Origin of the sequence: Streptomyces koelreuteriae (genome assembly GCF_018604545.1) — a bacterium.
Classification (GTDB): domain Bacteria; phylum Actinomycetota; class Actinomycetes; order Streptomycetales; family Streptomycetaceae; genus Streptomyces; species Streptomyces koelreuteriae.
This window is the reverse complement of the sequence record NZ_CP075896.1, coordinates 3,724,363-3,751,186: the sequence shown is the minus strand read 5'-3', so window position 1 is coordinate 3,751,186 and position 26,824 is coordinate 3,724,363. Positions and strand designations below refer to the sequence as shown.

At 69.0% G+C, this 26,824-nt stretch carries 28 protein-coding genes, 1 tRNA gene and 1 pseudogene; 15 read left to right on the top strand and 15 right to left on the bottom strand.

Annotation, left to right across the window (positions count from 1 at the left end):
- Window positions 1–98: 98 nt before the first annotated feature.
- From KJK29_RS16680 to KJK29_RS16670, 3 genes are all read left to right on the top strand, one after another.
- Window positions 99–1,211 carry a permease gene (locus KJK29_RS16680; protein ID WP_251057826.1) on the top strand — a complete coding sequence of 371 codons (1,113 nt, stop codon included), beginning with the start codon at window positions 99–101 and terminating at the stop codon, window positions 1,209–1,211.
- Entirely contained in the window at window positions 1,208–1,921 is a 714-nt protein-coding gene (locus KJK29_RS16675) for a TIGR03943 family putative permease subunit (protein WP_215119952.1), read from the top strand. Before KJK29_RS16680 ends, KJK29_RS16675 begins: the two co-directional genes overlap by 4 nt.
- Window positions 1,922–1,985: 64 nt before the next feature.
- Complete coding sequence (locus KJK29_RS16670) at window positions 1,986–2,327, top strand: hypothetical protein (RefSeq protein WP_215119951.1); 342 nt, start codon at window positions 1,986–1,988, stop codon at window positions 2,325–2,327.
- A 78-nt stretch (window positions 2,328–2,405) separates the two neighbouring features.
- Here KJK29_RS16670 and KJK29_RS16665 read toward each other — a convergent pair whose 3' ends face one another.
- The 4 genes from KJK29_RS16665 to KJK29_RS16655 form a co-directional block, all read right to left on the bottom strand.
- The gene (locus tag KJK29_RS16665; protein ID WP_215119950.1) at window positions 2,406–2,918 is read right to left on the bottom strand and encodes a hypothetical protein; all 513 of its coding nucleotides are present in this window, start codon (window positions 2,916–2,918) and stop codon (window positions 2,406–2,408) included.
- 229 nt (window positions 2,919–3,147) lie between these two features.
- Window positions 3,148–4,059, bottom strand: coding sequence for a winged helix DNA-binding protein (locus KJK29_RS16660; RefSeq protein ID WP_215119949.1), 912 nt, complete (start codon window positions 4,057–4,059; stop codon window positions 3,148–3,150).
- A gap of 283 nt (window positions 4,060–4,342) precedes the next feature.
- Window positions 4,343–4,477 carry a DUF397 domain-containing protein gene (locus KJK29_RS38850; RefSeq protein ID WP_251058106.1) on the bottom strand — a complete coding sequence of 45 codons (135 nt, stop codon included), beginning with the start codon at window positions 4,475–4,477 and terminating at the stop codon, window positions 4,343–4,345.
- Window positions 4,437–5,354 (bottom strand): helix-turn-helix domain-containing protein, encoded by a 918-nt coding sequence (locus KJK29_RS16655; protein WP_215119948.1) that lies wholly within the window; start codon window positions 5,352–5,354, stop codon window positions 4,437–4,439. Before KJK29_RS16655 ends, KJK29_RS38850 begins: the two co-directional genes overlap by 41 nt.
- A 179-nt stretch (window positions 5,355–5,533) precedes the next feature.
- Between KJK29_RS16655 and KJK29_RS16650 the strand changes: the two genes are divergently transcribed.
- A complete protein-coding gene (locus KJK29_RS16650; RefSeq protein WP_215119947.1) occupies window positions 5,534–5,974 on the top strand; it encodes an ATP-binding protein in 441 nt (146 codons plus the stop codon).
- A 47-nt stretch (window positions 5,975–6,021) separates the two neighbouring features.
- On the opposite strand, the pseudogene KJK29_RS39380 reads toward KJK29_RS16650, so the two are convergent.
- From KJK29_RS39380 to KJK29_RS16635, 4 genes and pseudogenes are all read right to left on the bottom strand, one after another.
- Window positions 6,022–6,255 (bottom strand): annotated as a pseudogene (locus KJK29_RS39380) (hypothetical protein); the annotation flags it as partial.
- On the bottom strand, window positions 6,256–7,989 hold the full coding sequence (locus KJK29_RS16645) for a hypothetical protein (protein WP_215119946.1): 1,734 nt from the start codon (window positions 7,987–7,989) through the stop codon (window positions 6,256–6,258). It lies immediately after the preceding pseudogene.
- A gap of 175 nt (window positions 7,990–8,164) precedes the next feature.
- The gene (locus tag KJK29_RS16640; RefSeq protein WP_370869141.1) at window positions 8,165–9,019 is read right to left on the bottom strand and encodes a GNAT family N-acetyltransferase; all 855 of its coding nucleotides are present in this window, start codon (window positions 9,017–9,019) and stop codon (window positions 8,165–8,167) included.
- A gap of 517 nt (window positions 9,020–9,536) precedes the next feature.
- The gene (locus KJK29_RS16635; protein ID WP_215119944.1) at window positions 9,537–9,827 is read right to left on the bottom strand and encodes a hypothetical protein; all 291 of its coding nucleotides are present in this window, start codon (window positions 9,825–9,827) and stop codon (window positions 9,537–9,539) included.
- A gap of 421 nt (window positions 9,828–10,248) precedes the next feature.
- Between KJK29_RS16635 and KJK29_RS39375 the strand changes: the two genes are divergently transcribed.
- The 5 genes from KJK29_RS39375 (at window position 10,249) to KJK29_RS16610 (ending at window position 14,908) form a co-directional block, all read left to right on the top strand.
- Entirely contained in the window at window positions 10,249–10,641 is a 393-nt protein-coding gene (locus KJK29_RS39375) for a GIY-YIG nuclease family protein (protein WP_370869202.1), read from the top strand.
- Window positions 10,638–11,915, top strand: coding sequence for a DNA sulfur modification protein DndB (locus KJK29_RS16625; RefSeq protein ID WP_215119942.1), 1,278 nt, complete (start codon window positions 10,638–10,640; stop codon window positions 11,913–11,915). The genes KJK29_RS39375 and KJK29_RS16625 overlap by 4 nt, the downstream gene beginning before the upstream one ends.
- Before the next feature lie 279 nt (window positions 11,916–12,194).
- Window positions 12,195–13,202, top strand: coding sequence for a DUF3631 domain-containing protein (locus tag KJK29_RS16620; RefSeq protein ID WP_370869140.1), 1,008 nt, complete (start codon window positions 12,195–12,197; stop codon window positions 13,200–13,202).
- Between the two features lie 216 nt (window positions 13,203–13,418).
- Entirely contained in the window at window positions 13,419–13,628 is a 210-nt protein-coding gene (locus KJK29_RS16615; RefSeq protein WP_030235725.1) for a helix-turn-helix domain-containing protein, read from the top strand.
- 74 nt (window positions 13,629–13,702) lie between these two features.
- On the top strand, window positions 13,703–14,908 hold the full coding sequence (locus KJK29_RS16610; RefSeq protein WP_215119941.1) for a site-specific integrase: 1,206 nt from the start codon (window positions 13,703–13,705) through the stop codon (window positions 14,906–14,908).
- An 83-nt stretch (window positions 14,909–14,991) separates the two neighbouring features.
- On the opposite strand, the gene KJK29_RS16605 is transcribed toward KJK29_RS16610, so the two are convergent.
- The 3 genes from KJK29_RS16605 to KJK29_RS16595 all read right to left on the bottom strand — a co-directional run bounded on the left by KJK29_RS16605 (window position 14,992) and on the right by KJK29_RS16595 (window position 17,076).
- Window positions 14,992–15,065, bottom strand: a tRNA-Pro gene (locus KJK29_RS16605).
- Window positions 15,066–15,112: 47 nt separating this feature from the next.
- A complete protein-coding gene (locus KJK29_RS16600; RefSeq protein ID WP_215119940.1) occupies window positions 15,113–15,883 on the bottom strand; it encodes a Pr6Pr family membrane protein in 771 nt (256 codons plus the stop codon).
- A 266-nt stretch (window positions 15,884–16,149) separates the two neighbouring features.
- Window positions 16,150–17,076 carry a metallophosphoesterase gene (locus tag KJK29_RS16595; protein WP_215119939.1) on the bottom strand — a complete coding sequence of 309 codons (927 nt, stop codon included), beginning with the start codon at window positions 17,074–17,076 and terminating at the stop codon, window positions 16,150–16,152.
- Window positions 17,077–17,233: 157 nt separating this feature from the next.
- On the opposite strand from KJK29_RS16595, the gene KJK29_RS16590 reads away from it, so the two are divergent.
- Window positions 17,234–17,698 (top strand): GatB/YqeY domain-containing protein, encoded by a 465-nt coding sequence (locus KJK29_RS16590; RefSeq protein WP_215119938.1) that lies wholly within the window; start codon window positions 17,234–17,236, stop codon window positions 17,696–17,698.
- A gap of 79 nt (window positions 17,699–17,777) precedes the next feature.
- On the opposite strand, the gene KJK29_RS16585 is transcribed toward KJK29_RS16590, so the two are convergent.
- A complete protein-coding gene (locus KJK29_RS16585; RefSeq protein ID WP_215119937.1) occupies window positions 17,778–20,078 on the bottom strand; it encodes a transglycosylase domain-containing protein in 2,301 nt (766 codons plus the stop codon).
- A gap of 408 nt (window positions 20,079–20,486) precedes the next feature.
- Between KJK29_RS16585 and wblA the strand changes: the two genes are divergently transcribed.
- On the top strand, window positions 20,487–20,825 hold the full coding sequence (gene wblA, locus KJK29_RS16580; RefSeq protein ID WP_215119936.1) for a transcriptional regulator WblA: 339 nt from the start codon (window positions 20,487–20,489) through the stop codon (window positions 20,823–20,825).
- Window positions 20,826–20,915: 90 nt separating this feature from the next.
- Here the strand turns inward: wblA and KJK29_RS16575 are convergent, their stop codons facing one another.
- A complete protein-coding gene (locus KJK29_RS16575) occupies window positions 20,916–22,364 on the bottom strand; it encodes an ArsA family ATPase (RefSeq protein WP_215119935.1) in 1,449 nt (482 codons plus the stop codon).
- A gap of 70 nt (window positions 22,365–22,434) precedes the next feature.
- Window positions 22,435–23,412 carry an ArsA family ATPase gene (locus tag KJK29_RS16570; protein WP_215119934.1) on the bottom strand — a complete coding sequence of 326 codons (978 nt, stop codon included), beginning with the start codon at window positions 23,410–23,412 and terminating at the stop codon, window positions 22,435–22,437.
- Window positions 23,413–23,518: 106 nt separating this feature from the next.
- Here KJK29_RS16570 and KJK29_RS16565 point away from each other — a divergent pair, with 106 nt between their 5' ends.
- The 4 genes from KJK29_RS16565 (at window position 23,519) to KJK29_RS16550 (ending at window position 25,925) form a co-directional block, all read left to right on the top strand.
- The gene (locus tag KJK29_RS16565; RefSeq protein WP_097218487.1) at window positions 23,519–23,677 is read left to right on the top strand and encodes a DUF4177 domain-containing protein; all 159 of its coding nucleotides are present in this window, start codon (window positions 23,519–23,521) and stop codon (window positions 23,675–23,677) included.
- On the top strand, window positions 23,677–24,138 hold the full coding sequence (locus KJK29_RS16560; protein WP_184594579.1) for a RidA family protein: 462 nt from the start codon (window positions 23,677–23,679) through the stop codon (window positions 24,136–24,138). Before KJK29_RS16565 ends, KJK29_RS16560 begins: the two co-directional genes overlap by 1 nt.
- Before the next feature lie 72 nt (window positions 24,139–24,210).
- Complete coding sequence (locus tag KJK29_RS16555; protein ID WP_215119933.1) at window positions 24,211–25,098, top strand: NUDIX hydrolase; 888 nt, start codon at window positions 24,211–24,213, stop codon at window positions 25,096–25,098.
- Window positions 25,095–25,925, top strand: a complete 831-nt coding sequence (locus tag KJK29_RS16550; RefSeq protein ID WP_215119932.1) for an MBL fold metallo-hydrolase — start codon at window positions 25,095–25,097, stop codon at window positions 25,923–25,925. The genes KJK29_RS16555 and KJK29_RS16550 overlap by 4 nt, the downstream gene beginning before the upstream one ends.
- A gap of 83 nt (window positions 25,926–26,008) precedes the next feature.
- Here the strand turns inward: KJK29_RS16550 and KJK29_RS16545 are convergent, their stop codons facing one another.
- The gene (locus KJK29_RS16545; RefSeq protein ID WP_215119931.1) at window positions 26,009–26,683 is read right to left on the bottom strand and encodes a Crp/Fnr family transcriptional regulator; all 675 of its coding nucleotides are present in this window, start codon (window positions 26,681–26,683) and stop codon (window positions 26,009–26,011) included.
- Window positions 26,684–26,824: the final 141 nt, after the last annotated feature.

Here is a 26,824-nt window from a genome sequence, read left to right as displayed (position 1 = left end):
AGGGAGAAGACTGCCTCACCGGGACGGCTGGTTCCAGAAGGGAACCGAGGTGCGTGAACACCCGGGCCCGTCCGTCCGTACCGAAGGGGAGGCAAGGCATGCCCATGCGCACCACCGGAGGTACCGGGCCCGTGGCCACCACGAAGACCGTCCCGAGGGAGAGCGGCGAGCACGGGGACCTCAAGGCGACCCGAGGCCGGAAAGGCCGGGAAGGCCGGGAAGCCGGGGCCGACCGGAAAGACGGCAGCGCCTCGGACGAGGGCAGACACCTCAATCCCGCCCTCCTGCTGACCCTTCTGCTGGTCACGGCGGTGATGTTCCAGGACCCGATCCGCGGGGCCCTGGCCGCGCCCGTGATGCAGAGCTGGATGACGGTCTTCGTGGCGGTCATGGTCCAGGCGCTGCCGTTCCTGGTGCTCGGCGTGCTGCTGTCGGCGGCGATCGCGGTGTTCGTACCGCCGTCGTTCTTCGCCCGGGCCCTGCCGAAACGCCCCGTCCTCGCGGTCCCGGTCGCGAGCGCGGCGGGCGCGGTGCTGCCGGGCTGCGAATGCGCCTCGGTGCCGGTCGCCGGAGCGCTGGTGCGCAGAGGCGTCACCCCCGCGGCGGCGCTGGCGTTCCTCCTCTCCGCGCCCGCCATCAACCCGATCGTCCTGACGGCGACGGCCGTGGCCTTCCCCGGCGACCCGGAGATGGTCCTGGCCCGTTTCGTCGCGAGCCTGCTGGTGGCCTGCGCGATGGGCTGGCTCTGGCACCGCCTCGGCCGCACGGACTGGCTGCGCCCCCCGGCCAGGGCGTCGTACGAGGGCCAGAGCAAGGGGGCCGCGTTCTGGGGCTCGGTGCGCCACGACGTGACGCACGCCGGCGGCTACCTGGTGATCGGCGCGATGGCCGCCGCGACGCTGAAGGCGGTGGTGCCGGCGGAATGGCTGGGCGTGGCGGCCGGACACCCCGTGTGGTCGGTCCTGTTCCTCGCGGCGCTGGCCGTCCTGCTCTCCATCTGCTCGGAGGCGGACGCGTTCGTGGCGGCGTCCCTGACCCAGTTCTCACTGACGGCCCGCCTGACGTTCCTCGTCGTCGGTCCCATGATCGACCTGAAGCTGTTCGCGATGCAGGTGGGCACCTTCGGCCGCGCCTTCGCCCTGCGCTTCGCGCCCGCGACCTTCGCCCTGGCCGTCATCGTGTCGGCCCTGACAGGAACGGTCCTGCTGTGAACCGCCTGGCCCAGAGCGCCCTCCTCTTCCTCCTGGGCGCCACGCTCCTGCACTCCGGCATGACCGACCTCTACCTGCGCTACGTCAAGGAGGGCCTGCGCCCCCTGGTCCTGCTGGCGGGCGCGGTACTGATCGCGACGGCGGCGGCAACGCTCTGGTACGACCGCCGAGGCAGGGCCCAGGCCCACGATCACCAGCACCACCACGAACCCCGCGTCACCTGGCTCCTCACGCTCCCGGTCCTGGCCCTGATCCTGGTCGCCCCGCCGGCCCTGGGCTCCTACAGCGCGTCCCACACCGGCACGGCCCTCCAGAAGCCGTTCGGCTTCGCGGACCTCCCGGCCGACGGCCCCCTCCGCCTGGGCGTCGCCGACTACGCGGGCCGAGCGGTCTACGACGACGGCCGCTCCCTCCGCGACCGCGAACTGAAGATCACCGGCTTCGTCACACTGGACCGCGCCGGTACCCCCTACCTGGTCCGCATGGGCCTCAACTGCTGTGCGGCGGACGCCCAGCCGGTCAAGATCGCCCTGACCGGCGACATCCCCCCGGTCCTGAGCCCGGACACCTGGCTGGAGATCACCGGCCGCTACACCCCGCGCCGCACCAAGGACCCGGTCAACAACGGCCCCGTCCCGTACCTCGAGGTCACCCGCGCCAAGCCGGTCCCCACCCCGCACGACCCCTACGACGAAACGTGGAACACCTGAACCGGCGTACTGAAAGCCCCATTTCCGGGTACTCGTGAATCCCGCTGATCAGCGAGGGGGACGCATGACCACACACAGAGGCGAGCTCCGCACCGAGGCCCGCGAGGACCTCGTGAAGGCCGACAGCAGAGCCGAACTGACCCTGGCGACCCTCGGCGCGGCCCTGACCGCACTGCTCGGCGCGATCGCCGCCGGCGTCATCGCACCCACCCAGTACGCCGTGATCCCCCAGCTCCTGGTCTGGGCAGGCTGCGCGGCCTGCGCCCCGTCCCTGGTCCTCCTCGGCCTGGCCGCGAGGCCCCACACCGTCTGGGCCAAGTACCGCTGCATACGGCGGGGGATGGCCTGGGGAGCGGTCTTCCTCACGCTCACCTTGGCGGGAACGCTGGCCGGGGCGCTCACGTAGAGGCTGCACCGGGGGCTGCGCCGAGCCCTCCCCATGGAAGAACTCGGCACAGACACGGCGGGTCAGAGGGTCAGACGGTCAGACCGAGCGGCTCGCCTTGAAGCCGTAGTGAATGACGTCCTTGCCGTCCTCGTCCCAGTTGAGACGCAGGGCCCCGTCGGCGTAGGCGCTCTTGCCGCCGACCTTCTTCTTGATCGTGGAAGACGTCCACGAACCGTTCCCGCTGCCGTCCATGGCGGCCAGCTTGGACCGGATGCCGAAGTCCTTCTTCAGCAGGACGGTGTCCGCGCCCGCGTCGGCGTGCTTGAGGTACAGCCGGAACCCGGCGCTGTCGAAGGTCTCCGACAGATCGGTCCCGGAGTACCACGGCGGAGCGTCCCAGCTCACCTTGGCCTTGGCATAGACATAACTGCCGGACCGGGCCACACAGTTCTTGACGGTGAAGTCCCAGTTGTCGCCCCAGGGACCGGTGTACCCCGCGTCGTCGATGGTCTTCGAGCTCTCGCTGCACTTCCAGCTCAGCGCGGCCGCCGGTGAGACGGACAGCACGGACGCCCCGACGACGGCGGCACCGACCAGCGCGACCGACATGAACTTCCTGCCCACGGCCGACTGCCGCGAAGGCGCTGTGCGACGCAGATTCACTTTCAGTTTCCCCTCGTTGTGGCGTTGCGATCTGCCCACGCATGAGCAGATAACGATCACCCTACAACGTGTTCGCGACCGCACATGATCGAAGTGGTCGGGGAGGGAGGGTAGTTGGCAGATGCAGGCAGTCCTGCGGGAGCGGAACGACTACGACCCGGATCCGCGCACCGGCTCAGCCGGCCGCACGGAGACGGCCCTCGGCCGGGCGATTGCGGCAGTCCCGGCAACGGCCGGCTTCCGCCGCACGGAATCCCCGGTCGCAGCCGTCGCAGTTCCGCATGGGCACGACCGCCGGACGTACGGGCGGTTCGGCGCCCCTGGTCGGTACCGGCAGGGGAGTCTCCTTGAGCCGGTAGGCGAGGACGCCGACCGGACGCGTCAGGAAGTGCTCCGGGAGCCGTGCGGTGAGGTGATCCGTGATCTGCGTGGGCAGGAGGCCTGCCGCGAGCCACCGGGTGACGGCCGGGGCGAGGCGGGCGGTTTCCTGCGCGGACAGGATGAGGCGGGGGTCGACTCGGCGCAGGGCGGTGAGTACGGCGACGGCTCGGGGGTCGGCGTCGGCGAGCGGAATCGGTGCCGCTGCTGCCTCTGCCTCTGCCTCTGCCTCTGCCTTCGCCTTCGCCTTCGCCGGTACGGGTGCGGCCGCCACCGCTTCTTCCGTAGGCGCAGCCGCGGCGGCATGCTTCCGGGCCCGGGACGGCTTCGGCGGCTCGGGCGGTCCGTCGCCGACGGCCCCGCCGGGCACGTCGTAGAAGTACGTCCGCGTACGCACCTGCCCGCCGGACGTCCGCTCACGGCGACGCTCCAGGTAACCGGCCTCCTCCAGCTCCCGCAGCGCCCGCGAGATGAGGATCTCGCCCTCGCTGAAGTGCCGGCACAGGGCGGCGATGCTCACGGGGGAGCCGTCGGGCAGGGAGGAGATGTACGCCGCGACACCGACCGTGACCGCGCTGCCGCGTCGCTGCGCGAGGGCATTGGAGATCACGGTGAAGTCGGCGGTCAGCCGGGTGCGTACGTGGATCACGCCGGAGGTCGTTGCTCCGGCGTCGGCGCGCAGGCGCGCGTTAGACTGCGGCTCAGCCATCGGGAAGAGGTTCGCTTCCTGATCGGTCAGGCCCTCGATCGGGATGCCAGTCCCGGCCGGGGGCCGTCGTCTGTGTGAGGTTGTCGCGGCGAACGTAACGGCCCACATCCCGCACCCGCAAGCCGGTCACCCGGACGGGTGACGCAGGCCAACTGGCCAGGGAGGGAGGGTGGGTGGGTAGTTCTTTCCCCCGGTTCTTTCAGGAGGTCAGCGGCCCGCCGGACCCTCGCGAACAAGGGCCCGGTGAGCCCGGAAGGCGGACGACGACCGGAATCCGGCTGCCTCAGGAACGGTCGCGCCCGGCCTTCAACTCGCCTATGAAGGCGCTCCAGGAGCCGGCTTCGAAGCACAGCGCCGGACCGTACGGCACCTTGCTGTCACGAACCGGGACGACGGCCCTTCGGAACCCGTCGGCCACCTCCACGCAGTCGCCCCCCTCCTGATTGCTGTAGCTGCTCTTGCGCCAGACGGCGCCGTTCAGATCGAGACGGGACGTTCGCTCCACGGTGGTTGTCCTCCATCACGGATCGGATCATGTCGAGCGACATGAGCGGCGGCAGAGCTGCCGCCCGCAGCCGATCGTAAGTCAGCGCGAATCCCCTGACCTCGTCCGGATCCTCGATGAGTTGGCCGTAGTGCGCGCCTTCCGTGTAGGCGATCTCCGAGCCGTCCGGCATGGTGAGAACTGTGAGCGAGCCACCCATGACCTCGTGCTCGCCCTGGTCGAACGGCAGTACCTGCACGGTGATGTGAGGTTCTGTTCTGGCCGTGAGCAGTCGCGCCAACTGCTCCCGCATCACCACCTGGCCACCGACGGGGCGCCGGAGCACAGCCTCGTCGAGGACCACCCACAACTCGGGGCGATCGCTTGTTCCGAGGCGCTCCTGTCGTCCCATACGAAGGGCGACGCGCTCTTCCAACTGCTCCTCGCTGCCGAGCGTCCGACCGACTCTCAGTACCGCCCGCGCGTAGTCCTCTGTCTGCAACAGACCAGGCACCACATGAGCCGCGTACTGCCTGATGACCACCGCCCGGGCCGAGTACTCCATGAACTTCCGCGACCAGTCCGGAAACGCCTCGCGGTACACGAACGGCCACAACTCGACCAGCAGATCATCCGCACCGAGAGCCGCGTCCAGCGCACGCGCCAGCTCCAGCGTCGGCTTCGCTCCGGACGCCCGCTCGATCTGCGTGATCCGCGTGCTCACCACATGCGCCCTGCCTCCCAGCTCGGCCTGGGTCAGCCCGGCCGCCGTACGGAGCCTGCGTACCCGTACGCCGAAGAGCGCGGCCATCGACGCACGGGGGTCAATTCCGTTGGCCAAAACATCACTTCCGTTCCTTACGGGGTGAAAAGTAAGGCTGTGTCACCTGTCGAGCGTAGGGCGACCGGGCGACCCTTGAACACGGAACGTGATGACTCACGTACGCCACGAAGGCGCCCCGCGCTCGACAGACAAGGACGGACCCGCCCGTGCCGACCGGAACGACCACCCCAGAACTCCGTTCATTCACAGCCCAGTTCGTCTCCTCAACGCGAGGCGCGCGGCTGGCCCGGCGTCTGGCGGTGAGGCGTATGAAGGAGTGGGGCTACCCGCCGGCGTCCGACGCGTCCTTCACGCTCGCCCTCGTCGTCGGCGAACTCGCCGCGAACGCCGTACAGCACGGCCGGATCCCCGGACGCGACTTCACCCTCCGGCTCACCCTCGACGCGGCCGCCGGCCTGGTGTGCATCGAGGTCGCGGACGCAGCCTCCGCGAAGCGCCCGCCCACCGCCCCACCCTCGTCCTGCCCCGAGGGCGAGTCCGGCCGGGGGCTGCTCCTGGTGGATGCCCTGGCCGTGCGGTGGGGGGTGGTACCTCGTCGGCCGGTGGGCAAGACGGTGTGGGCGGAGGTGTCTGTCGACGGCGGCTGACTACCGAGGTGTGCCGCGCCCGGGCGGGTCACACAACGACGTCAGAGGCGCTGCGAGACCAGGATGCGGTGGCCGTCGCCTATGCCGAGGACGCCCCTGGCGAAGAGTTTGGTACTCACAGGCGGTCAGCAGCGCGTCCCGCATCCGTGGGTCTCGCCGCCGTTTCTCGGGCGCTGCCAGGGCGTCCGTCTCGCAAGCTCCACTCAGCCGCCCGGTGGCCCCGCTGGCCCGCAGTTCCCGAACCCCAGTCCGGGACTGCCGGGCCCGCGATCGGTCCGTACCTACTCGGCATCGCAGGTCGTGGCCTCGGATGCAGTCGGTTCGGTAGACCTCGTGCCCGTACTCTCGCCCGTCCTGCCCGCCTCGATGGAGGCGTGACGCCGGCGCAGAAGCTCGTCGCGTTCGACGTCCGGGATCGCCATCGACTCGGCAAGCACGGCGGCGAGCGCGTCCACGTGAGCGTTCTCCATGTCAGCCTGGAAGAGCCACCGGATGTTCTCGTCGCGGGTGATGAGGTCGATCGCCAAGCGCGCGCTTCTGTCCTGCGTGGTCGTTGCTCGGACGTATCGCACGTGGTCGATCGGGATGACCTGACGGATCTCGGCCTGCTCGAGGAACGCGTTCGTCCGGGCCGTGATGATGCGGCGATCCGTGACGGCGACCAGTGTCCGTGCCGCAGCCTTGTCCCTCGCCGCCGCCAACTTCTCCTTCGCTCCGCCGAGGATCGCGGAAACGGGACCGAGGGCATCGAGCTGGTCGGGGAAACCGAGGACACGGAGGGTCTCACCGTCATCGAGGAGCCATCGCAGGATGCGAAGGTGCGGCTCGAGATCCAGCGATTCGGGTGCGCAGACGACGTCCGGGGCCTCGAGCGGAGGGGCCGGTGGATGGAGAGCATCGGCAAGAGGCTCGACCGCCTCCAGAAGACGGGCCGAGGATTCGCGGGCTGCCTTCACGTCCTTCCGCTTGCCCGGCAGCGGCCATGCGTCGGGTCCGGGGAGCTCGGCGATGATCCGCAACTCCCGCGTCAGCGAGTCGACAAGGCTCGTCGCCTCGGCGAGAGCGGAGTCGAACTCCGCGCGGGTGTCACGCGCGATGACCTCGGCGTACTGCGCCTCGGCGGGGTCATCGAGTCCAGCGGCTCTCGCCCTCGCGGCACGGAGCGCGTGATACCCGGTCCATGCCTTGAGAGAGGACAGGAGGGCGTAGGCGTCGAAGGCGATCGCCTCGGCGTTCGTCTGCAGATACTCGCGGTGACTGCGCGCGTCGGCCCGACCGATCTGCTTGACGTGGTCGCCGACGTTCCCCCGGTAGAGCTCGAGCTGCTTCTGCAGCAGCGCTCCACTGCCCGCGACGTCCTCCCACAAGGACGTCGGGACTGATTCGATCTCTCGCGCCTGGTCGACCGCGCGATCGATGGCGGCGACGAGCCCCGTCAGTTCGGCCCACTGATCCTTGCGGATGGTGGTGAGAACCTGACTCGTCACCGCGAGGTTGGTTCTGACGAGCCCCGAGACCTCACTCAGCATCATCTGCAGGGCGACCATGGCCAGCGCCGGCCCGACCGAGGCCGCGGTCTGCGCCTTGCTCACCGCATTGACGGGGTAGAAGCGGGCCGCGTGCAGGATGCGGCCAGGCACCATCACCGTCCCGAGGTTTGCGCCGTCCTTGACAGCGAGCGTCGCTCCGCTCCTCAGCAGAGCCTGCGCCGTGTCGCCGATCCTGTAGAGCCCCTGCACGCTGGCGAACGCGTTTCCGAGATTGCCGACCACGGTCGCCGCGTTCCCGATCGAGGCGAGGACCGCTGAGATCTGCTTGCGGTCGGCAGCCGGCACGATCCCGAAGTCGATCAGATCGGGCTTCAACTCCGGCGGAACCTCACCGGCGACGACAGCCACCCCTGGGAGCACCTCCACCAGGACCGTCGACCCGTCCTCAACAGCTGAGTCGGCGGCACCACTCCGGCCGCTCTCCTCAGGCTCGTCGATCTCCATCGAGTCCGAAGGGTCCCCCATGCGATCTCCTCCCCGCGGGCGCACGCAACGGCCGGACGTCGTCGGCGTTGAGTGCCGAAGTCTACGGCTCAACACCCCCCGGTTCAGCCCGAATCCACCGGACTGACTCTGCCCCGCGGAACCTCTCCCCGCGGAGCTGACGCGGGCGGTCCCCCCCCGTATGCGGGCCGCAAATTTACGACCGCGCGGGTTGGTTGGCGATCAGCAGGGTGACGTCGGCAGGGCGAAAGCCCAGGCGGTGGTAGATGCGAGCGACGCTGTCCTGCGCATAGGCGAGAAAGATTGTGCGCACTCCGTGGTCGCGGGCGTGGGTGGCCAGCGCCGCCGTGACAGCTGCGGCCAGACCCTGGCGACGAGCGGTGGGGAGGGTGCCAACGCCACCGATCTCGGTGGTGCCGTCGGCTGGGTGGTAGTGGCCGACGGCGAGCGGGGTGCCGTCCGACGCGAGGGCAGCAATGAGTGTCTTGTGCCCGGCGCGGACAGTGGGGCGGGTGCTCTCGATTGTGCCGTCCGCGGTCACTTCCTCAGCCGCTACTGCCAGTTCCGCATGGCCTGCGGCACTCGCAACAGTGCCCTCCGCGGCGAAAGCCAGTCGAGGCAGAGCAAGAACCGCAGGGAGTGCTGGGTCGTCGGCCGTCAGCACTCGGATCGTGACGCCGTCCGGCAACGGCTGCGGAGGGATAGGGAGGTGCGGGTCGAGGGCCATGAGCGGGCGTTCCGCCACCGGCAGGCCGGCGGCCTCAATACGGGCGCGCAGAGTTGGGGCTGCCCCGGCGAGCCACTCGAAAGCCTCCGGTACGCCGAGTTCACACTGCCGAGCACATACCCGTGCGATGTCAGCTGCGGTGACCATCCCGGCGCTCTCCGCGGTGGGCTGAGCATGACTCGGGCCGCCGTAGTACGGGGCTCCCGGTTCCTTTCGTACGAACAGCCGTAACGGGCCGAACTCTTCGGCATCGGCGAACAGCAGCGGCACGGTGGCGTAGTACTGCTCGATACGAGCACACAGCGAGTCGCTCATACGGCGCATCCCACCACGGAGCAGCGGCACACCGCACCCGAAAACGAACCCGGAGGAACTCGTCCACATGGATCTTCACTCCGGCCACGTCGGGCTGGTACCCGAGGGGGGCACCTCAGGGGCCCACCCGGTGCCGGTCACCGGCACCGCACTGCAATGGAGGAGCTGGGTTGCAAAGAGAGCGCCGCGTCCCGCTGACCGCCTCTCAAGATCACACCCAGCTGACACCCAGAAGCCCACGAAAACGAGTCAGGGGCCTGATCCACTTTCGCGGATCAGGCCCCTGACCTGGTGTTTCAACTGTCGGGGTGGCGGGATTTGAACCCACGACCTCTTCGTCCCGAACGCGATCAGGCGCCTTGTGACCCTGGTTTGGGGCCGCTGACCTGCCTGTTGCCCTCCATGACAGTCCATGACTGTCCGGGACAGTCATGCGGCTGCTGCTGCGTTTGGCCCCCTGTTTGGCCCCCGGCTCTGGTATTGCCCGAAGGCCGAAGGGCAGGCCTCACGCCGTTCGCCAGATCGGTTAGTCGTCGTCCTCGTCGAAGTCGTGACCGTTGCTTGCGGCCTTGGCCCCGTCAAGAAGGCCGTGGGCGTAAGCCGCCGCGTTCGCCCTACGTGCGGAGTTGTGTGTCGCGACGAGGGTGACGACGACTGTGCCCACTACGGTGACAGCAAAGCCGCCGGCCGCTACGGCAATCTGCTTCCAAGACGGCCCGGACCTGACGGGGCCTGCTTCGGCTTGAGCAGCCTCGCTGGCTACAGGACCGGAGGCCTCGGACGCCATCTCTTCACCGTTCTCCGGGACCTTGCTCATCAGGCTGCACCTTCCAACTGCCCTGGCAGCCAGGCCGATACGGCTGCTTTCTGATCGCTCTCCCCCGCATTCTGGGCCATTCGCCCCGTGAGGCACCACCTGGTTCGGTCAGGTCGATCCAGCCTGTCACCAGTCACTGGGGTGGAACTTGCCCTTCCGTTCGGACGGCTGGCACTCCCAGGGCGGGCCCTCCGTGACCTTGCTACGACGTCACTGACCTGCACGTGCATTCCTCGGGACTGCCTGTCGTCGTCCAGGACGATCCGTGGACGAGTGCGTCGTCTGGCCCCCTCTTTGGCCCCAGTGTGGGGCGGTGGGGAGCATGTGACTGACCGTCTGTTTGTGGCCAGAGCTTGTCAGTTTGCAGAAACAGTGTCATGGTGAAGACGTGTCAGAAGTTTGTACAAGCAATCCCGAGGTGATGATGGCAGCGGGCGGTACGGGCGCCGAGGTGCGTGACGAGAACGCGCTCCTTGAAGCTCCCGCTCTGGCAGTAGATGGTTCGGTCCCCTATTGGCCGAGTCAGTGTCTGGCGGTGCCGAGGCGGGGTGGCGTGTACGTCATCCATGACATGCGAGGCTCCCTGTACATCGGCCGAAGCGACTGCTTGTACGACCGCTTTCACGCTCACTACGAGTACAGCCACAACCAGCGGCTCCGCCGTGCACTCCGACGCCCAGCCGGGTGCATTCACTTCTCATGGGTGCTCGCTCACGGCGAGCACCAGAAGGCTCTTGAACAGCGCCTCATTCGCGACCTGCACCCCCTGTGCAACCACATCCGATACACCACCACCAAGGAGGGGTCATCATGACGACCACTGTTCCGGCGATCAAGAGCAAGATGGGCTCCATCGAGTACTACAACGCCAAGCTGCGCGCCGCAGACCTTGCCGCTATCGCCCGGGCGGCGAGCAAGGGTGACGACTGGGCCAACCTGAGCATCGAAGAGCGGCTGCAGCGGGCACTCAATGACAAGCGAGTCCGTGAGGAGATCGTGCCTTACCTCGCGAACGCGGAGGACCGCTTCTTCGGCTCCATCATCGTCCTGATTTACGAGCCTAAGGTCTTCGCCTATGAGTCGTTCGGTAAGTGGCTCAACGGCGAGACGCCAGCGGCGTACAACGAGGTCATCCAGCAACTGGGCGTCCTGACCATCGATGGAGGCGACCTTATCGTCCTGGATGGGCAGCACCGATGGTCAGCGTTGCGGGCCCTCATCAACCGCGTGAACGACAAGGGACAGGAGATTACCGGTCCGTTCGTCGGCGATGTGAGGGAGGACGAGCTGGCCGTGATCTTCATCCCGTTCTATGGATCGGAGACCACTCGGCGCATCTTCAACAAAATCAACCGGTCAGCCAAGCCCACTGGGCGCAGCGACAACATCATCACCAGCGAGGATGACGGGTACGCCATCCTTACCCGCAAGCTCGTCGCGGCCGGGGAACCCCTCAGTGTTGCAGACTCCAAGGGCGAGCTCATCGTCAACTGGAGGAGCAACACCCTGTCGGACCGGAGTTCCCAAATCACCACTGTCAGTGCCGTATACGAGACCGTCAAGGCGATCTGCAAGGAGAACGGCTTCCACTTCGAGGAAAAAGAGCGCGTCGTCCGCCCGAGCGACCATGAATTGGACGCTGCTTACGACCATGTGGCGCAGTGGTGGACCAGCCTCCTTGAGCACCTCAGCGTCTTCAAGGAAGCCGTCGATGCACCGGACCTCATCTCCACGCTTCGCAAGAACGAAACCGACAACCTGCTGCTAAAGCCCGCAGCGCAAATCGCGGTAATGCGCGGGCTCCTCATTGCCACTCGACGCTACGGTCTTAAGAACGTCCAGGCGATCAAGCGGCTCAACAAGATCAACTGGGACATGCACTGCCCGCTGTGGCGCGACGTGCTCATCTCTGCAGGAGATCGAATCGTCGCCCGAAACGAGAACTACGCTCGTACGGCGGAACTCATCGCCTACCTGCTCGCGGGGAGTAGTGCGAACTACACCGATGAAGACAAGGACCGCCTCCGCGAGAGCCTTGCAGAGTTCAAGAACGATTCGGCCTACGAGCTGCCCAAGCCCGTGGCCTAGTGAGTTTAGACCGCTCCGAAGAAGGGGGCCGCTCCATGAGCGGGCCCCCTTGGTGCGTTGCGGGAGTCCAACGCTCAAGAAGCTCCAGTTAAGGTGCTCGTGACCTACTAGCGGGGCATGAAGCCCGGCTTCTGCTCGGCAAGCGAGTGAAGCCGCGCAAGGTAGTCCTGAGCCGCTGATTCGGAGCTGTACCGGCGTCGCATCTCGGCAGCGAGTTCCCGGCTCGTCATGATGAGCGACGGCACCGACTGGCGGTCCCCTTCGAGAGCCCGCTCCCCCATGATGAGTGCCTGCTCCAAGTCACCCTCACGCGCTGCCGTGACTCCCAGCGTGACCCTCGCCCTCGTGCCGCAACCGATGGTCGCGGTCAACGCCTCCGCCTCCGCGCTCTTCCGCGCGGTGTCCGGGATGGAGGGACGGCCCACGATCCTGTTCGACGAGATCGACACCGTATTCGGGCCCAAGGCCGGAGAGAACGAACAGCTCCGCGGCTTCCTGAACGCAGGTCACCGCCGCTCCGGCGTCATGTGGCGCTGCGTGGGCGACGGCTCCAACCAGCAGGTACAGGAGTTCCCGTCGTTCTGCGGGGTCGCGGTCGCCGGACTCGGCTCACTGCCGGACACGATCCTCACGCGCTCGGTCATCGTCCGCATGCGCCGCCGCGCGCCGAACGAGCGGGTGGAGCCGTTCCGGCAGCGCATCCACGAGAAGGAGGGCCACGCGCTGCGCGACCGGCTCGCCGCATGGGCGCAGTCCGTCCGTCACCTGGTCGACGGGGTGTTCCCGGAACTACCGGAGGGCATCAGCGACCGGCCCGCGGACGTGTGGGAACCCCTGCTCGCCGTGGCCGACGCGGCAGGCGGGGCGTGGCCGGTGCGGGCCCGCGCCGCCTGCATCGAGCTGGTCAACGCGGCCAAGACCAGCGACAAGGGCAGCATCGGCATCCGCCTGCTCACGGACCTGCGTGACTACGTGTTCAACGGCATCGACCGCCTGCCCACCGTCGCCATCCTCGACAGGCTCCACAGCCTCGAAGAGGCGCCGTGGGCGGACATGAGCGGCAAGCCGCTCGATGCCCGCGGGCTCTCTCGGATGCTGCGGGAGTACATGACCGCGGACAACACCCCCATCGCGGCCCGCAACATCAAGGCAGGCGGCAGTGTGATGAAGGGCTACTACGCGACCGATCTGCACGACGCATGGCAGCGATACTGCCCACCCCCCGCGGAAAGTGCGCTACTTCCGCTACCTCCGCTACCGGGCAGCTCAGAGGCGGTTTCCGGGTAGCGGCAAGCCGCTCTGCATCCGCTACCCAACGCCCAATCCGCTACCCGCCCCGCGGTCACGATTCCGGGGCCGGTAGCGGCTCCATCCGCTACTCGCACCCTTATCCGCTACTTCGATCATGCCCCTGACCAGGGCGGTAGCGGAGGTAGCGGAAGTAGCGGACCTGACAGGAAGGGGGCCACCGCCCCCGGAACCCTGCCGAGGAGGCACCGCCGCATGGCCACCGTCGCTGAACCCGCCGAACAGCTCCTCTACCGGCCGGAAGAGGCCGCCAAGGCTCTCAGGATCGGACGCTCGATGGTCTACGAGGAGATACGCCTCGGACGACTTCAGACCGTCCGCATCGGCCGTCGCCGTCTCGTACCGCCGGAGTACATCGAGCGGTACGTCGAACTGCTCAAGCGCGAGGCAGAAGCCACCGCCTGAACTACCCACCACCCCAGTTCCACAGGGCCGCGCCTGTCAGGGCGCGGCCCTGTCTCATGGAGGCACAACAGAAGATGACCGAGACCCCGAAGCGTGCCCAAAGGGCTGGCCACGGTGCGGACACGATCTACTGGGACCCCGTCAAGAAGAGCTACGTGGGGGCCGTTTCCCTGGGGTACGCCCCGAACGGCAAGCGCCGTCGACCGAAGGTGTACGGCAAGACGAAGACCGAAGTACGCCAGAAAATCCGTGATTTGAAGAAGGAGGTGCAGACCGGCGTCAAGGCTCCGGCCAACTACACCGTGGCCGACGCGGTGAACGACTGGTTGGAGCGCGGGCTTAAGGGGCGCGACGAGAAGGGCACCATCGGCAAGAACCGCTCGATGGCGAACAAGCACCTGATCCCGTTCATCGGCAAGGCCAAGCTGAAGGAATTCAGCGCGGACGACGTTGACGACTGGTTGGACGACAGGGCCGAATTCCTCGCGACGCGAAGCCTGCGTGACCTGCTCGCCATCCTGCGCCGCTCCATCGCCCACGCTCAGCGCAGGGACAAGGCTGCGCGGAACGTCGCCCTACTCGTCACCGCTCCGGAGGGGCGCCCCGGCCGACCGAGCAAGGCACTGAACCTGGAGCAGGCGAAAGCCGTGCTCACCGCCGCGCGCCCGTCACGGCTGTACGCCTACCTCGTGCTCTCGCTGCTCAGCGGTGTGCGCACGGAAGAGGCGCGGCCCCTCACCTGGGATCACGTCTTCCTGGAGACGACGGACGGCATCCCGCCTCACGTCGCCGTGTGGCGTTCGGTGCGCAAGCACGGTGAGACCAAGACCAGGAAGAGCCGCCGGACCATCGCTCTGCCGAAGCAGGTGGTCGACGTCCTCGAAGAGCACATGCGATGGCAGAAGCAGGAGCGGGCATCGAGAGGGACGGAGTGGAGCCCGACCGGCCGCGTCTTCACGACTCGGAGCGGCGAGCCGCTTGACGCGGCCAACGTCCGGCGAGACTTCAAGGCCATCGTGAAGAAGGCCGGACTAAAGCCGGAGTGGACGCCGAGGGAACTCCGGCACAGCTTCGTGTCCCTGCTCTCCGACCACGGCATCCCCCTGGAGCGGATCGCGCTCTTGGTCGGTCACAGCAGTCAGGCGACCACAGAGGCGGTCTACCGCAAGCAGCTCCGGCCCGTGATCACGCAGGGTGCCGAAGCGATGGATGACATCTTCGCCGAAGATCAGGAAGGGGAGGACGCGGAGGGCGACGAAGAGGGCGACGCAGTGGCCTGATCAAATTCGTTTGGCCCCCCGTTTGGCCCCCCAAGCACGACAGAGGGCCATTCGCAATCATGCGAATGGCCCTCTGACCAGCGTCGGGGTGGCGGGATTTGAACCCACGACCTCTTCGTCCCGAACGAAGCGCGCTGCCAAGCTGCGCTACACCCCGATGTCGCTGCTGTCGCGGCGACGACGTTTACTTTAGCCCACCGGTGGCTAGAGACGAAATCCGGTTTTCCAGGGGTGCCGGAGGGGGTTCGGGCGGGCGTGGTCGAGGGCTACGAGGAGGACCGCCAGGGCGTAGAAGGCGAGGCCGAGGAGGAGGGCGTTGCCGAGGACCTTCTTGTAGCCGTCCTGGTCGACGTCCAGGAAGGGGTAGAGGTAGCGGCCGGACGAGCCCGGGAGGAGCAGTTCGCCTCGGATGAGGGAGAAGGCCAGGTAGGCCAGGGGGTAGAGCAGCCAGGTGCTGGCCTGGCGCAGGTGCAGGCGGCCCGGGGGCGTGAGCAGGAGCCAGTCCAGTACGGCCGCGATCGGGGTCACCGTGTGGAGGGTCACGTGGGTCAGGGCCTGCCAGCCCGTCTGGTGGGCCGCTTCGCCCGTGAGGGAGAAGGGGCTGGCCTCGTTCGCCAGGAGCAGGTGGTAGGCCAGGGCCGCGATCACGACGTAGAGCGTCGTCGCGCCCAGGACGGCTCCCGGGAGGGGGCGGGCGGCCGTCCAGGCGCGGCGGGCCGAGAGGGCCATGACCAGCGCCAGCAGGATGTTGCTCTGGATCGCGAAGTAGCCCAGGGCCCGGGTCGGGTCGCCGAGGAGCAGTTCGAGTGTCACGCCGGCGGCCGCCGCGGCGGCGACCAGCAGGCGGAAGGCCGCGGCCGCGGGGCGGCGGACCGGGCTGACGACGGCCGTGGCCGGGACGGGGGAGGGCTTCAGCGCGGGCCTGCCCGGTATCGCGGGCAGGTCCGGGATGTCCCTGGGTATCGGGGCGGTCATGCCCCCACGCTGGCAGAAACGGACATAGGGGGCGATGTGGGCGGGGCTGTGTGGGTTAGTCGCCCGTCACCCCGCCGGTCCGGCCGCGAGCCGCGCCATTCTCGCCGCTCCAGCCGCTCCAGCCGCTCCAGCCGCTCCAGCCGCTCCAGCCGCTCCGGTCACTCCGGCCGCTCCAGCCACCCCGGCAGCCACTCCGGCCGCTCCAGCCCCTCCGGCCGCGAGACGCGCCTTTCTCGCCGCTCCGGCCACTCGGGCCGCGAGCCCCGCTACTCCCGCCCCACCAACGTCAGCAACGTCGCCTCCGGTGGGCACGCGAACCGTACCGGTGTGTAGCGGCTCGCGCCGCAGCCCGCCGACACGTGCAGATACGACGTACGGTCCTCCACCGTGTGCGTCGACAGGCCCTTCACCCGGTCCGTGTCCAGGTCGCAGTTGGTGACCAGGGCGCCGTAGAAGGGGATGCAGACCTGGCCGCCGTGGGTGTGGCCGGCCAGGATCAGGGGGTAGTCGTCGGCCGTGAAGGCGTCCAGGGAGCGCAGGTAGGGCGCGTGGACGACGCACATCGAGAAGTCGGCGGAGTCGGACGGGCCGCCGGCCACCTGCGCGTAGCGGTCCCGCTTGATGTGCGGGTCGTCCAGGCCCGTCAGCTCCAGCGAGACGCCCTCGATCTTGAGCGTGCCGCGGGTGTTGGTCAGGTTGAGCCAGCCCGCCGCGTCGAAACCGTCGCGCAGGTCCTCCCACGGGTTGTGCACCACACCCACGGCCGGGGCGTTGCCGTTGAGGCCGTGGCGGCCCTGGGCCCTCTCCAGCAGGTAGCGGGCGGGATTGCGCAGGGTGGGGCCGTAGTAGTCGTTGGAGCCGAAGACGTACGCGCCCGGGAACTCCATCAGGGGGCCGAGCGAGTCCAGGACCTCCGGGACGCCCTCCGGGTCGGAGAGGTTGTCGCCCGTGTTGATCACGAAGTCGGGGCGCAGGCCCGCCAGGGACCGCAGCCAGCGCTGCTTCTTGCGCTGGCCGCCGACCATGTGGATGTCGGAGACCTGCAGCACACGCAGGGGGCGCATCCCGGGGGGCAGGACCGGGACGGTCACCCGTCGGAGGCGGAAGGAGCGGGCCTCGAAGCCCGCGGCGTACAACAGACCGGCGGCACCAGCCGCCGCGATTCCCAGGGGGACTCCGTATCGCGCGCGCATACGACCATCGTCTCAGACCCCGGACGCCGACCCTGCCGGGCGCTGCCCGAAATCCCCTCGCGGCACCGGTGCTTCGACCGGCCTCCCGCCCGAAGTCCGGCCACCGGCCCGCAAAACAGGGGGCGTCCTTCCTCCCGCACCTGCGACAATCAGCCCCATGACCACGCTCAAGTCGAAGCTGCAGGATGACCTCAACGTTGCGATCAAGGAGCGCGACGAGCTCCGCTCCTCGACGCTCCGGCTGACGCTCGCCGCGATCACCAAGGAGGAGGTCGCGGGCAAGGAGAAGCGCGAGCTCTCCGACGACGAGGTGCAGAAGGTGATCACCCGCGAGGCCAAGAAGCGCCGCGAGGCCGCCGAGGCCTTCGCGCAGGGCGGTCGTGCCGAGAGCGCCGAGCGGGAGAAGGCCGAGGGCGAGGTGCTCGCCGAGTACCTGCCCAAGCAGCTGTCCGACGACGAGCTCCAGCAGATCGTGGCCCAGGCCGTCGAGGAGGCCAAGGCCGCCGGGGCCGAGGGGCCGCGGGCCATGGGTGCCGTCATGAAGATCGTGAACCCGAAGGTGGCCGGGCTGGCCGAGGGCGGCCGCGTCGCCGCCGTGGTGAAGAAGCTGCTCGCCGGCTGACCGGATCACCTCACAGGGGTGGCCCCCGACGTCCCGTCCAGGACATCGGGGGCCACCCCTGTTCGCTCACATCGGCGGCTCAGCCGAACCGCCCACCATTGCCATTGCCCCCGCCGTTGTCCTGCCCCCGGAAGAAGCCCTCGGGGAGGGAGAACGACGGCGTGGGAATGGGCTGGCCGCCCCCGCCGCCGTTGTTGTTGCCGCCGACCAGGCCGCCGATGAAGCCGCCGTTGCCGTTGCCGTTGTCACCGTCGTCGCGGTCGCCCTCGTCGCCGTCTTCGTCGCCGCGGCCCTTGTGGTTGCCGTCCGGGATGTGGACGTCGTTGAACTGCTCGACGGGCTTGCCCTCCAGCGCGCCGGACATCATGTCGCGCCAGATCGGACCGGGGACCTCACCACCGAAGACCTTGCCGTACGAACGGCCGCCGATGGTGATGCCGGACATCTTCCGCTTGTGCGCCGGGTCGCCGACCCACACCGCGCCGGCCATGTTCGGGGTGTAGCCCACGAACCAGGCCGCGTAGCGCTCGTCGGTCGTACCGGTCTTGCCCGCGCTGGGACGGCCGCCGAGGCCCGCCTTCGAGCCCGTACCGTCCTCGACGACGCCCTTCAGCAGCGCGTTGATCGTGTCGGCGGTCTTCTCCGACATCGCGCGCGAGCAGGTGGACTTCGGGACCTCCAGCGACTTGGTCTTGTCACCGACCCGCTGGCTGACCGACTCGATGGCGATCGGCGTGCAGTACATGCCGCGCGCGGCGAAGGTCGCGTACCCGTTCGCCATGGTCAGCGGGGAGACCTCCTGGGTGCCGAGGGCGATGGACGGCACCTGCGGCATCTTGTCTCCGTCGGCCCGCTGGACGCCCATCTTCTTCGCCATCGTCGTCACCGGGCAGATGCCGATGTCGCTGATCATCTGGACGTAGTAGGTGTTGACCGACTTGGCGGTCGCTTCCTTCATGTCGTACGGGCCGACCTCCGAGCTGTTCTCGTTCTCCAGCTTGGCGGGGTTGTTCCGGTCGTTGACCCACCTCTTGCCGTCGCAGGCGGAGACGGGGCTGGGGTAGGCCATCTGGTACGGCGAGGAGTACACCTTGTTCGCCGCCATGCCGTCCTCGAGGGCCGCGGCGGCCACGATCGGCTTGAACGTCGAACCGGGCTGGTAGCCCATGCCGCCGCCCATGTCGTCGTCGGCGGACAGGTTGAGGGTCGTCTCGCCCTTCTTGATGTCGACGCCGTACGGACGTGACTGGCCCATGGCGAGGATCTTGCCGGTGCCGGGCTGGACGATGCTGGCGGCGGTGGCCACCTCGTCGCTCTGGTAGACGTGGTCCTTGATGGACCGCTGCGCCGACTTCTGGGCCGCCGCGTCCATGGTGGTGCGGATGGTGAGGCCGCCCTGGTTCCAGATCTTCGCCCTGGCCTCCTTGGTCTTGCCGAAGACCTTGTCGTTCAGGAAGACCTCGCGCACGTAGTCACAGAAGAAGCCCGCGCCCTTGACCGCCGTGATGCAGCCGTTCCTGGGCTTGCTGACCTTGAGGCCGAGCGGTGCCTTCATCGCCTCGGCGGCCTGCGGCCGGGAGATGTCGCCGACAGCGGCCATGCGCTGGAGCACGATGTTGCGGCGCTTGGTGGCCTCCGCCTCGTCGTTGACCGGGTCGTACCGGCTGGGCGACTGGACGATGCCGGCGAGGAGGGCCGACTCCTGGATGTTGAGGTCCTGGGCGGACTTGGAGAAGTAGCGCTGGGCCGCGGCCTCGACGCCGTAGGCCTGCTGGCCGAAGAACGTGATGTTCAGGTAGTTCTCGAGGATCTTCTTCTTGCCGAGCTCTTCCTCGACCTGGATCGCGTACTTCAGCTCGCGGATCTTGCGGCCGATGGTCTGCTGGGTGGCCTGCGCGACCTTCGTCGGGTCGTCGCCGGCCTCCTCGACGAAGACGTTCTTCACATACTGCTGCGTCAGGGTCGAGGCGCCCTGGGAGACCTCGCCGCTGCGCGCGTTCTTGTTGAGGGCGCGCAGGACGCCCTTCAGGTCGACCGCGCCGTGCTGGTAGAAGCGCGAGTCCTCGATCGCGACGATCGCCTTCTGCATGTACGGCGAGACGTCCTTGAGCGGGACCACCGTGCGGTCGCGCGAGTAGACCGTGGCGATCTGGCCGCCGTCGGCGTCGAGGATCGTGGTGCGCTGGCTCAGCGGCGGTGTCTTCATGTTGGCGGGGAGCTCGTCGAAGCTCTCGACCGAGCCCTTCGCAGCGAGCCCCAGCGCGCCCACTGCGGGCAGCGCGATGCCGGCCAGTACGGCTCCCGCGAGGACACTGACACCGAGGAACTTGGCGGCCTGCTGCGCAGGAGACAGACCACCGCCCGAGCTCTTCTTTGGCATGAGGGCAGCCTACGTTCTCATTCGCCGGACAGGCGTATATGCCTTGGCCTAAGCTGCTCTCAACTGTCACAGCAGTGAGGCCACGTATCAATACGTCCGGCGACCCCGAATCGTTCCGGGTGTTCCCCAACTTTTTTGGTGGGGTCGTGTCCGAATCCGCCTTGTGTGTCATACGGCGTCCGTTGTGACGCAACATAACTGTCCTGGTTTGCCGGGAAAGTTACGTATGTCGCCAGCTCACTCCCCCGGGTGATCTGCCGCTTACCCATAGTCCGTTCGGGCCATTCAAGATTGGGCCCGAAGGGGGTGTTGCGCTGTGCCCACCTTCCGTAACGTCCTCAACTGGCGGCGGTGAATATGCCGCTGCCGCCGTGGGGGAGCCTCGATTCGGGAGAGGACGGCGCCGGTATGGGCTGGGTAGTCGACTGGAGTGCGCAGGCGGCCTGCCGCACTACCGATCCGGACGAACTGTTCGTTCAGGGAGCAGCGCAGAACAGGGCCAAGGCGGTGTGCACCGGATGTCCGGTGCGTACGGAGTGCCTGGCCGACGCGCTCGACAATCGCGTCGAGTTCGGCGTGTGGGGAGGCATGACGGAGCGGGAGCGCCGCGCACTGCTGCGCAGGCGTCCCACGGTGACGTCCTGGCGCCGGCTGCTGGAGACGGCGCGCAGTGAGTACGAGCGTGGCACGGGTGTCGTGTCCCTCGACGACGACGAGATCTACGAGAACTACGCCGCGGTGGGGTGAGCCCGGGTCGGCTGAGTCCCTGTGGGCTGAGCTGCGATGAGCTGACTCGCGATGAGCTGAGGAGTTCCGGTCGAGGGCCCGTACGGGCCCTCAGGCATCTCGGCCGGGCGACTCCGGCTCGGCAGGGTCGGGAAGCTCGCGTTCGTTCGCCGCGAGCCGGTCGCCGATGTCGCGGAGTCCCGCGAGGTCGTGCACATCGCCGGGCAGCGCGGCCACTTCCGTCACGGCCACCTCGGGGTGGAGCGCGGTGAAGCGGTCACGCGTGCGCTGCTCACGGGAGAGCAGCTGCATGCGCTCGGCGTGCAGCCTCAGCAGGCCTGCCGTGAGCTGGTCCACGGATCGCTCGGCGTCTTCGGCGTTCTCGGCGTCTGCCGTGTCCTCGGCGTCATCTGCGTCCTCGGTGGGGGAGCCACCCTCGGGGGCCGATGCCGACGCCGGTTCTGGAGTCTGAGCTGGGGTCTGAGCTGGGGTTTCGGACGTGGAAGAGGCTGAACTGTCGTATGCGTCGGGGGAGTTACGAAGTCCAGCTTTCCCGCCCTCCTGATCCACAATGCGGGGCTCTTCAAGATTTTCCGCGGCGGCGAGCGCCCGCTCGGCCGACAGCCGGTCGGCCCCGCTGCCGTGGACCCGGTTGAGCACCAGACCGGCGAGCGGCATGTCCTCCGCGGCCAGGCGCTCCACGAAGTACGCGGCCTCGCGCAGCGCGTCCCGCTCCGGGGCCGCGACCACGAGGAAGGCCGTCCCGGGCGCCTGGAGCAGCTTGTACGTCGCGTCAGCGCGGGTGCGGAAGCCGCCGAACGTCGTGTCCATCGCGGAGACGAACGTCTGGACGTCCTTGAGGAGCTGACCGCCGAGCAGCTTGCCGAGGGTGCCGGTCATCATCGACATCCCGACGTTCAGGAACTTCATCCCGGCGCGCCCGCCCAGCTTCGCCGGCGCCGTCAGCAGCCGGATCAGCCGCCCGTCCAGGAACGACCCGAGCCGCTTGGGCGCGTCCAGGAAGTCCAGGGCCGAGCGGGACGGCGGGGTGTCGACGACGATCAGGTCCCACTCGTCCCGGGCCCGGAGCTGCCCGAGCTTCTCCATCGCCATGTACTCCTGCGTGCCCGCGAAGCCCGCCGAGAGCGACTGGTAGAAGGGGTTGCCCAGGATCGCGGCCGCCCGCTCGGCGTCCGCGTGCACCTCGACGATCTCGTCGAAGGTGCGCTTCATGTCGAGCATCATCGCGTGCAGCTCGCCGCCCGCGGAGTCGTCGATGCCCTTGACCCGGCGCGGGGTGTTGTCCAGGGAGTCGATGCCCATGGACTGGGCGAGCCGGCGGGCCGGGTCGATGGTGAGGACGACCACCTTGCGGCCCCGCTCGGCGGCGCGCAGGCCCAGGGCCGCCGCGGTCGTGGTCTTGCCGACCCCGCCCGAGCCGCAGCACACCACGATCCGGGTCTTCGGGTCCGCCAGCAGCGGATCGACGTCGAGCAGGGCGGCGGGGGCCATGCGGGGGCGGGCCGGGTCGTGCGTGTGGGCCGGGTCCGGACGACTCATGACATCCCCTGCTTCCGACTCATGACGGGCCTTGCCTGTGTGTCCTCACTCATGACGCGTGTGCCCCGGCTCATGACACGCCCTGCCCGCGCAGCTCGCGGGCCAGCGCGTACAGCCCCGCCAGGTCCATGCCCTCGGCGAACAGTGGCAGTTCGTGCAGCGGCAGGCCCAGCTCGGCGAGCACCGCACGCTGCTCGTGCTCCAGCGCGTACCGCTCGCCGTACTCCTCGGCCTGGGTGAGCAGCGGGTCCACCAGCCGCTCGGCGTGCCCGCCGCGGCGCGCCCCGCCGAGCCCGGCGGACGACAGCGAGCGCGCGACAGTGGAACGCGTGGCCGTCCGGACGAGTTCCAGATCGGTCTCGTCCAACACCTCCGGGCGCACCATGTTCACGATGATCCGCCCGACCGGCAGCCGCGCCGACCGCAGCTCGGCGATGCCGTCCACGGTCTCCTGGACGGGCATCTCCTCCAGAAGCGTCACCAGGTGCACGGCCGTCTCGGGCGACTTCAGCACCCGCATCACGGCCTGTGCCTGATTGTGTATCGGGCCGATCTTGGCGAGGCCCGCGACCTCGTCGTTGACATTGAGGAAGCGGGTGATGCGGCCGGTGGGCGGCGCGTCCATCACGACGTAGTCGTAGGTGAACCGTCCGCTGCGCTCCTTGCGCCGCACCGCCTCGCACGCCTTGCCGGTGAGGAGTACGTCCCTCAGGCCCGGCGCGATGGTGGTGGCGAAGTCGATCGCGCCGAGCTTCTTCAGGGCCCGTCCGGCGCTGCCCAGCTTGTAGAACATCTGGAGGTAGTCCAGAAGGGCCAGTTCGGGGTCGATGGCAAGCGCGTACACCTCCCCGCCCCCTGGAGCGACGGCGATCTTCCGCTCCTCATAAGGCAGCGCTTCAGTTTCGAAGAGCTGCGCGATGCCCTGGCGGCCTTCGACCTCGACGAGAAGCGTCCGCTTCCCCTCCGTGGCCAAGGCCAGCGCTAGGGCTGCGGCCACCGTGGTCTTGCCGGTTCCGCCCTTGCCGCTGACGACCTGGAGCCTGCTCACGTATTCGAGCCTAACCAGTCGGCGTCCGGACTACTCCGGAGGCTGTGGACAACCGCCGCAGTGGTCGGCCGCCTGCCCCTGTCCGCCAGGGGCTAGAGTCGGCCGCATGACCAAGTGGGAATACTCAACCGTGCCGCTGCTCGTCCACGCCACGAAGCAGATTCTGGACACCTGGGGCGAGGACGGCTGGGAGCTCGTCCAGGTCGTGCCCGGGCCGAACAACCCCGAGCAGCTCGTGGCCTACCTGAAGCGGGAGAAGCAGTAATGGGCGCCGTCGAGGCGAAGCTGGCCGAGCTCGGTCTGACCCTGCCCGACGTCGTCCCGCCGCTGGCCGCGTACCAGCCGGCCGTGCAGAGCGGGCCGTACGTCTACACCGCCGGGCAGCTCCCGATGGTGGACGGCAAGCTTCCGGTCACCGGCAAGGTCGGCGCGGAGGTCACCCCGGAGGAGGCCAAGGAGCTGGCGCGCACATGCGCGCTGAACGCCCTGGCCGCGGTCAAGTCCGTCGCCGGTGACCTGGACCGCATCGCGCGCGTGGTGAAGGTCGTCGGCTTCGTGGCCTCGGCCTCGGACTTCACGGGCCAGCCCGCGGTGCTGAACGGCGCGAGCGAGCTGCTCGGCGCGGTCCTCGGCGACAAGGGCGTGCACGCGCGCAGCGCGGTGGGTGTGGCGGTGCTGCCGCTGGACGCCCCGGTGGAGGTCGAGATCCAGGTGGAGCTGGCGTAGCTTCCCCGCGAGGGACGCCGCCCTCTCAGGGGCCACTCGAACATCAGCCCGTCACGGGATAGCCTCGCGCCCATGGCGAACGGTCAGTGGTATCCCCCGGAGTGGCCGGACCGCATCCGCGCACTGGCGGCCGGCACACTCACGCCGGTCACCCCGAAGCGCGCGGCCACCGTCATGCTCCTGAAGGACACGGGCACCGGCCCGGTCGTCCACATGCTGCGCAGACGCGCCTCCATGGCCTTCGCCGGGGGCGCGTACGCGTATCCGGGCGGCGGCGTCGACCCCCGGGACGACGACCAGCAGGTCCGCTGGGCGGGCCCCACGCGCGCGTGGTGGGCGGAGCGGCTCGGCGTCGACGAGACCGAGGCCCAGGCGATCGTCTGCGCGGCCGTACGGGAGACGTACGAGGAGGCGGGCGTCCTGCTCGCCGGGCCGGCGCCCGACTCGGTCGTCGGCGACACCACCGGGGCCGACTGGGAGGCGGACCGCGCCGCCCTGGTCGCCCGGGACCTGTCCTTCGCCGAGTTCCTGGACCGCCGCGGCCTGGTCCTGCGCTCCGATCTGCTCGGCGCCTGGACCCGCTGGATCACCCCCGAGTTCGAGGCCCGCCGCTACGACACCTGGTTCTTCGTGGCCGCCCTCCCCGAGGGACAGCGCACCCGCAACGCCTCCACCGAGGCGGACCGTACGGTGTGGATCGCCCCGGGCGAGGCGGCGGCCGGCTACGACCGGGGCGAGCTGCTGATGATGCCGCCGACCCTCGCGACCCTGCGCCAGCTCACGCCGTACGACACGGCCGCCCGGGCGCTCGCGGACGCCCCGGGGCGTGATCTCACGCCCGTGCTGGCCACCGCCCGTCTCGTGGACGGGGAGATCGTGCTCTCCTGGCCGGGCCACGACGAGTTCACCAAGCACATCCCGACCCTCCCGACCTCTCCGACCGGTGGAGCCAGCGCATGACGGACGCAGCAGCCCTTCCCGGCCAGCCCCGGGGCGGTGTCCTGACGGGCCCCGCCACCGCGCGGGCCGTCAACGTCCTGGCCCCCAACCCGTCGGCGATGACCCTGGACGGCACGAACACCTGGATCCTCTCCGAGCCCGGCTCGGATCTGGCCGTGGTGGTCGACCCGGGCCCGCTCGACGACGGGCACCTGCGCCATGTCGTCGACACGGCCGAGCAGGCCGGCAAGCGCGTCGCCCTGACGCTGCTGACCCATGGCCACCCCGACCACGCCGAGGGCGCCGGACGCTTCGCCGAACTGACCGGCACGCGCGTGCGTGCGCTCGATCCGGCCCTCCGGCTGGGTGACGAGGGCCTGGCCGCCGGGGACGTGATCACCGTCGGCGGACTCGAACTGAAGGTCGTACCGACCCCCGGCCACACCGCCGACTCCCTCTCCTTCCACCTCCCGGCGGACCAGGCCGTCCTGACCGGCGACACGATCCTCGGCCGCGGTACGACGGTCGTGGCACACCCCGACGGCCGCCTCGGCGACTACCTGGACTCCCTGCGGCGCCTGAGGTCCCTCACGGTCGACGACGGCGTCCACACGGTCCTCCCGGGCCACGGGCCGGTCCTGGAGGACGCCCAGGGCGCCGTCGAGTACTACCTCGCCCACCGGGCCAAGCGCCTCGCGCAGGTGGAGACGGCCGTCGAGGACGGCTACCGCACCCCCACCGAGGTCGTCGCCCACGTCTACGCGGACGTGGACCGCTCCCTGTGGCCGGCGGCGGAACTGTCGGTGCGGGCGCAGTTGGACTATCTGGACGAGCACGGGCTCATCTGACCCCTGATGTGCCCTGGTACGACGTCGGGCCCTGTCTCGCGAGGAGACAGGGCCCGATGACGTACGGCACGCGCGGGTGCGCGTCAGCGCGAGCGCTTGGCGAGGCGCTCCACGTCGAGCAGGATCACCGCGCGGGCCTCCAGGCGCAGCCAGCCGCGCTGGGCGAAGTCCGCCAGCGCCTTGTTGACCGTCTCGCGGGACGCGCCGACCAGCTGGGCCAGCTCCTCCTGCGTGAGGTCGTGGACGACGTGGATGCCCTCCTCGGACTGCACGCCGAACCGGCGCGAGAGGTCCAGCAGGGCGCGGGCGACGCGGCCCGGGACGTCCGAGAAGACGAGGTCGGACATCGCGTCGTTGGTCTTGCGCAGCCGACGGGCGACCGCGCGCAGCAGCGCCGTGGCCACCTCGGGGCGGGCGTTCAGCCAGGGCTGGAGGTCGCCGTGGCCGAGACCGAGCAGCTTGACCTCGGTCAGCGCGGAGGCCGTCGCGGTGCGCGGGCCCGGGTCGAAGAGCGACAGCTCGCCGATGAGCTCGCCGGGGCCGACCACGGCCAGCATGTTCTCGCGGCCGTCCGGGGACGTGCGGTGGAGCTTGACCTTGCCCTCCGTGACCACATACAGGCGGTCGCCGGGGTCCCCCTCGTGGAACAGCGAGTCGCCGCGCGCGAGGGTCACCTCACTCATGGAGGCGCGGAGCTCCGAGGCCTGCTCGTCATCGAGCGCCGCGAAGAGCGGGTTGCGCCGCAGAACGTCGTCCACGAGTTCTCTCCTTGTCGACCTGCTCAGGGGACCGGGATCCCCCTTGTATCAAGGCACCGAAGTGCCCATTTTGCCGGACGGTCCAAACAGTGTGATCTGTCACAAGGATGCCGCACAGGTGTCCCGGGGTACGCGGCAGGG

Coding starts and splice junctions, on each gene's coding strand:
- KJK29_RS16625 (WP_215119942.1), top strand. CDS start 10,638: ATGACGACCACTGTTCCGGCGATCAAGAGCAAGATGGGCTCCATCGAG.
- KJK29_RS16640 (WP_370869141.1), bottom strand. CDS start 9,019: ATGCGCCGTATGAGCGACTCGCTGTGTGCTCGTATCGAGCAGTACTAC.
- KJK29_RS16660 (WP_215119949.1), bottom strand. CDS start 4,059: ATGGCTGAGCCGCAGTCTAACGCGCGCCTGCGCGCCGACGCCGGAGCA.
- KJK29_RS16665 (WP_215119950.1), bottom strand. CDS start 2,918: ATGTCGGTCGCGCTGGTCGGTGCCGCCGTCGTCGGGGCGTCCGTGCTG.
- KJK29_RS16680 (WP_251057826.1), top strand. CDS start 99: ATGCCCATGCGCACCACCGGAGGTACCGGGCCCGTGGCCACCACGAAG.
- KJK29_RS16585 (WP_215119937.1), bottom strand. CDS start 20,078: ATGCCAAAGAAGAGCTCGGGCGGTGGTCTGTCTCCTGCGCAGCAGGCC.
- KJK29_RS16590 (WP_215119938.1), top strand. CDS start 17,234: ATGACCACGCTCAAGTCGAAGCTGCAGGATGACCTCAACGTTGCGATC.
- KJK29_RS16595 (WP_215119939.1), bottom strand. CDS start 17,076: ATGCGCGCGCGATACGGAGTCCCCCTGGGAATCGCGGCGGCTGGTGCC.
- KJK29_RS16565 (WP_097218487.1), top strand. CDS start 23,519: ATGACCAAGTGGGAATACTCAACCGTGCCGCTGCTCGTCCACGCCACG.
- KJK29_RS16550 (WP_215119932.1), top strand. CDS start 25,095: ATGACGGACGCAGCAGCCCTTCCCGGCCAGCCCCGGGGCGGTGTCCTG.
- KJK29_RS16645 (WP_215119946.1), bottom strand. CDS start 7,989: ATGGGGGACCCTTCGGACTCGATGGAGATCGACGAGCCTGAGGAGAGC.
- KJK29_RS16655 (WP_215119948.1), bottom strand. CDS start 5,354: ATGGCCGCGCTCTTCGGCGTACGGGTACGCAGGCTCCGTACGGCGGCC.
- KJK29_RS16635 (WP_215119944.1), bottom strand. CDS start 9,827: ATGAGCAAGGTCCCGGAGAACGGTGAAGAGATGGCGTCCGAGGCCTCC.
- KJK29_RS16615 (WP_030235725.1), top strand. CDS start 13,419: ATGGCCACCGTCGCTGAACCCGCCGAACAGCTCCTCTACCGGCCGGAA.
- KJK29_RS16600 (WP_215119940.1), bottom strand. CDS start 15,883: ATGACCGCCCCGATACCCAGGGACATCCCGGACCTGCCCGCGATACCG.
- KJK29_RS16560 (WP_184594579.1), top strand. CDS start 23,677: ATGGGCGCCGTCGAGGCGAAGCTGGCCGAGCTCGGTCTGACCCTGCCC.
- wblA (WP_215119936.1), top strand. CDS start 20,487: ATGGGCTGGGTAGTCGACTGGAGTGCGCAGGCGGCCTGCCGCACTACC.
- KJK29_RS16610 (WP_215119941.1), top strand. CDS start 13,703: ATGACCGAGACCCCGAAGCGTGCCCAAAGGGCTGGCCACGGTGCGGAC.
- KJK29_RS16575 (WP_215119935.1), bottom strand. CDS start 22,364: ATGAGTCGTCCGGACCCGGCCCACACGCACGACCCGGCCCGCCCCCGC.
- KJK29_RS16555 (WP_215119933.1), top strand. CDS start 24,211: ATGGCGAACGGTCAGTGGTATCCCCCGGAGTGGCCGGACCGCATCCGC.
- KJK29_RS16620 (WP_370869140.1), top strand. CDS start 12,195: ATGATGAGTGCCTGCTCCAAGTCACCCTCACGCGCTGCCGTGACTCCC.
- KJK29_RS39375 (WP_370869202.1), top strand. CDS start 10,249: ATGATGGCAGCGGGCGGTACGGGCGCCGAGGTGCGTGACGAGAACGCG.
- KJK29_RS16670 (WP_215119951.1), top strand. CDS start 1,986: ATGACCACACACAGAGGCGAGCTCCGCACCGAGGCCCGCGAGGACCTC.